Origin of the sequence: Nitrosomonas communis, assembly GCF_900114745.1 — a bacterium.
GTDB lineage: Bacteria > Pseudomonadota > Gammaproteobacteria > Burkholderiales > Nitrosomonadaceae > Nitrosomonas > Nitrosomonas communis_A.
In genome coordinates, this window is the sequence record NZ_FOUB01000152.1 from 1 (window position 1) to 2,918 (window position 2,918).

6 protein-coding genes are annotated in these 2,918 nt (G+C 48.2%); all 6 read right to left on the reverse strand.

Annotated features, from left to right (window positions below; translation table 11 throughout):
- Positions 1-362: 3TM-type holin (locus tag BM122_RS20885; protein ID WP_074907563.1), on the reverse strand; the 362-nt coding region annotated here is incomplete at its 3' end.
- Positions 363-367: 5 nt separating this feature from the next.
- Positions 368-856: a lysozyme gene (locus BM122_RS20890; protein ID WP_074907565.1), complete on the reverse strand. Its 489-nt coding sequence runs from the start codon at positions 854-856 to the stop codon at positions 368-370.
- A gap of 85 nt (positions 857-941) precedes the next feature.
- A complete protein-coding gene (locus tag BM122_RS20895; RefSeq protein WP_143083589.1) occupies positions 942-1,130 on the reverse strand; it encodes a hypothetical protein in 189 nt (62 codons plus the stop codon).
- An 8-nt stretch (positions 1,131-1,138) separates the two neighbouring features.
- Positions 1,139-1,465 (reverse strand): phage holin family protein, encoded by a 327-nt coding sequence (locus tag BM122_RS20900; protein ID WP_074907571.1) that lies wholly within the window; start codon positions 1,463-1,465, stop codon positions 1,139-1,141.
- Between the two features lie 10 nt (positions 1,466-1,475).
- Positions 1,476-2,390 carry a hypothetical protein gene (locus BM122_RS20905; protein ID WP_074907569.1) on the reverse strand — a complete coding sequence of 305 codons (915 nt, stop codon included), beginning with the start codon at positions 2,388-2,390 and terminating at the stop codon, positions 1,476-1,478.
- On the reverse strand, positions 2,390-2,918 hold a 529-nt coding region (locus BM122_RS23775), incomplete at its 5' end, for a hypothetical protein (protein WP_177198248.1). The genes BM122_RS20905 and BM122_RS23775, both read right to left, overlap by 1 nt.

Consider the following 2,918-nt stretch of genomic DNA (forward strand, 5'->3'; position numbering starts at 1 on the left):
CTCAGCCCTAGCATTGCCAACACCAGCTCTAACAGGTAGTCGGTATGAATATCTGGCAGGGTCTTAAACGGCAGCTCAAAAGCCTGTACGATCCAAAGCATCAAGGGCTGACCAATGAAAGCCCAGAAGCATCCTAACACGCAGCACCAACCCAAAGCAGGGCGCCAGCCAGCAACAAAAACAGATGAACTAGCTGCCTCAATTTTATTAATCTCGCGCTGATCCGCTGCTGCTTGGTTGATAGCTTTCTGTAGATCGCCTTCCAGTTGTTCCCTAGCCCTAGCCCGCTCATTTTCATTGGGTATCAGGTCGAGAACTTTATTGATGATGGGCGTTATCGCTGGAAATAGTAAATTCCACATAGTTATTATTTCTCCGCTATTTGTTGTTTATCCGTCATACATAATTGATATTCTTTTTGCCTTCGATTAGTCAGCCCCTCCTCAACATTTACATTGCCGCCTGCTTTGTTCCATCGCAAGATTTCACTACATGCACTTAGGTAATCAGGAGGATCACGTTTCAATTTCTTGACTAGCGTGGATCTGCAAAATGCACCAGCTCCTATGTTATAGGCCAGGCTAATGAATGCATCAGCCTCGTGTTGGTGCAATGGCACATCACCTATGCAATCCGATATCTGCTCAGTGATTTCATTTGCATCACGATAAAGAAAGCCTAGCGCCCGGACCGGATCTGTTTTTGCTCCAGCCTTTACTCCCTGCGTAGTGCCAAAGCCGATAGTCTGAACCCCTACCCCATCGTCGTATGAGGTGCCCCGGTATCCTTCAAAGGTTGCAATCATTACCAATGCAGCCGCCGACAATCCGATTAATGAATTCCTGGCTTTCTTCATGACACCCTCATCAGGTAAATTAAATAAACCAGCAATGAGAGATTAGCTGGAATAAGGAATTCAAGCCTTGCCTGGTTGCTCCAATTCATAATATTGAACAATACAGCATACATTCAGCGCCTCGCCGTTCCTGATCCATAGCAACACGCTGGCCAAGTTCCCACATATACCAGCTCGCGACTACGGCAATAGTCACAGCAATTGAGTGCGGCAATAACAATAGAATGATCATCATCGCTAACGCTACTACAGAATGAATCAGAATGTCTTTCATATCTTTGCTCATCTATTTCCCTTATTTATGTAACTAAATCTATCTTCAATCGCCTGCTTAACCATGCTTAGTAATTTAGGGGCCATGTTTCCCGATATGCCTGCAGCTGCTGCACAAATCCCCCAGGGGTAGCCAAAAGAATCCAGGATCATGAATGACATGAGCCCAACAAATGCGCTAGTTACACTCTCTCCAAGAAATTCAACAAAGTTGAATACCAGAGGATGGCCCGCTTTTATTCTCGAATACCAGCTAACAAAACCGCCCAGTAATGACATACCTACCGCCAGCCCCCAGGTTGCTGCGCTCCAGTTTGTTGGATCGTTCTCTTGCATTGCGCCTCCCTTATTGTTTTCTAATCCCATACAGCCTGAATGTACCGCTGGCGATATTGCCGCTACTCATCATGAACCTGATGCCGGTCAATGCTCCGGTGTTGTCGTTTGTTCCTGCTCCTGATATCAGTGCTAAGGATGGGCCAGTACTCACCATATACGCTCCGTGAAAGTGCAGTAATTTTCTGATGGTTGCATTGGTCACATTTCGGATATGCATCGTAAAATCAAGACTCGCACCCACACCTTCACCTATAGATATGGCTGCTGCAGCAGCGCTATTGCTGGCGCCATATAAGGCTGATCCATCGGTTGGCATTGAGTTGTGATACCGGTAACCGGTTGTCTGATAAGTCCCGCCAAGCTTCATGCGACAATTGAGGTTCTGTCCGGCAGAGGCTGGTACAATGGCTGTTCCAAGTATCATGTACTCATCGTAAGTGCTGTCAAAAGTGGCCTCCAGGTCAACTGTGGCGGATGCTGATGCAGTTACGGATGAGAGCAATACCATACTGCCGGAAATGTTCGTAGGGCTGGATTGGCTGATCGTCCAGGATGATTTGGTGCCGCTTCCGATGACGTAGGTTACATTGACCACCAGAGCGCCCGTGGACGAGTTGTAACTGGTGACGATGCCGTACATTGCATTAGTTGACGGCGCGGCCGTGTCTGCAAGAGCTATGAACATGCCGCCAACCCAGCTTTTTCCAGTGCTGGCGGTGAATGATTTACTTCCAGTGCCAATGGCCACACTGGATGCGCTAGTGCCCGTGACAGCATTCAGATTCATGGCCTCTATCGCAGCATTGATTTGTGTACCAAAATTTGCCAGCTCTGAGAAGAATGTATTCATCGCCGCATTAAACTGAGCCTCAGTCATGTTGGACGTGTTCGGCAGCGGCGTGCTGAGTGGGTCGATTGCCATTAAATTCCCTTTAGCGTTAAATTAATCTTGGCGAATTTCAGATTGCTGATATCGATCGGGAAGCGCTGATAGACGCCTATCAGTACCAGTGGCTCAGCGTAGACATGATCCAGGTTATCCATGCCGGACCAGACTACCGCTTTGGCATTGGCCAGATCGCGGAATTGCTTGATCGCGTTGACCCGGTTAGCCTCTGTTGCTAATTCAAGTTCAATCAGCGGCTGGCTTGGCACAGGCGTGAGTGTTGCTTTGCCGAAACTGTCCCAGGTGATTTCACTGTAGTTTTCAGCATCCGATATTGGATTCCATTCGATGTCGCCCAGGTGGATTGCCTGGCCTACTGCGAACCTGGACAGCTCGCAGGTACCGGATGGATCGGCTAGTGTTATCGTTACTACAGGATCGGCAATGGGTGGCACATCGAATGTTGCTGCCACCTTGTCATAAACAAACGGGGAGAAGCACCATTCGTAAGGGGTGGTGGCATGGCGGTTCAGTAAATCTTTATTGATCGTTAAAACAGTCGGT

Coding starts and splice junctions, on each gene's coding strand:
- BM122_RS20890 (WP_074907565.1), bottom strand. CDS start 856: ATGAAGAAAGCCAGGAATTCATTAATCGGATTGTCGGCGGCTGCATTG.
- BM122_RS20900 (WP_074907571.1), bottom strand. CDS start 1,465: ATGCAAGAGAACGATCCAACAAACTGGAGCGCAGCAACCTGGGGGCTG.
- BM122_RS20905 (WP_074907569.1), bottom strand. CDS start 2,390: ATGGCAATCGACCCACTCAGCACGCCGCTGCCGAACACGTCCAACATG.
- BM122_RS20895 (WP_143083589.1), bottom strand. CDS start 1,130: ATGAAAGACATTCTGATTCATTCTGTAGTAGCGTTAGCGATGATGATC.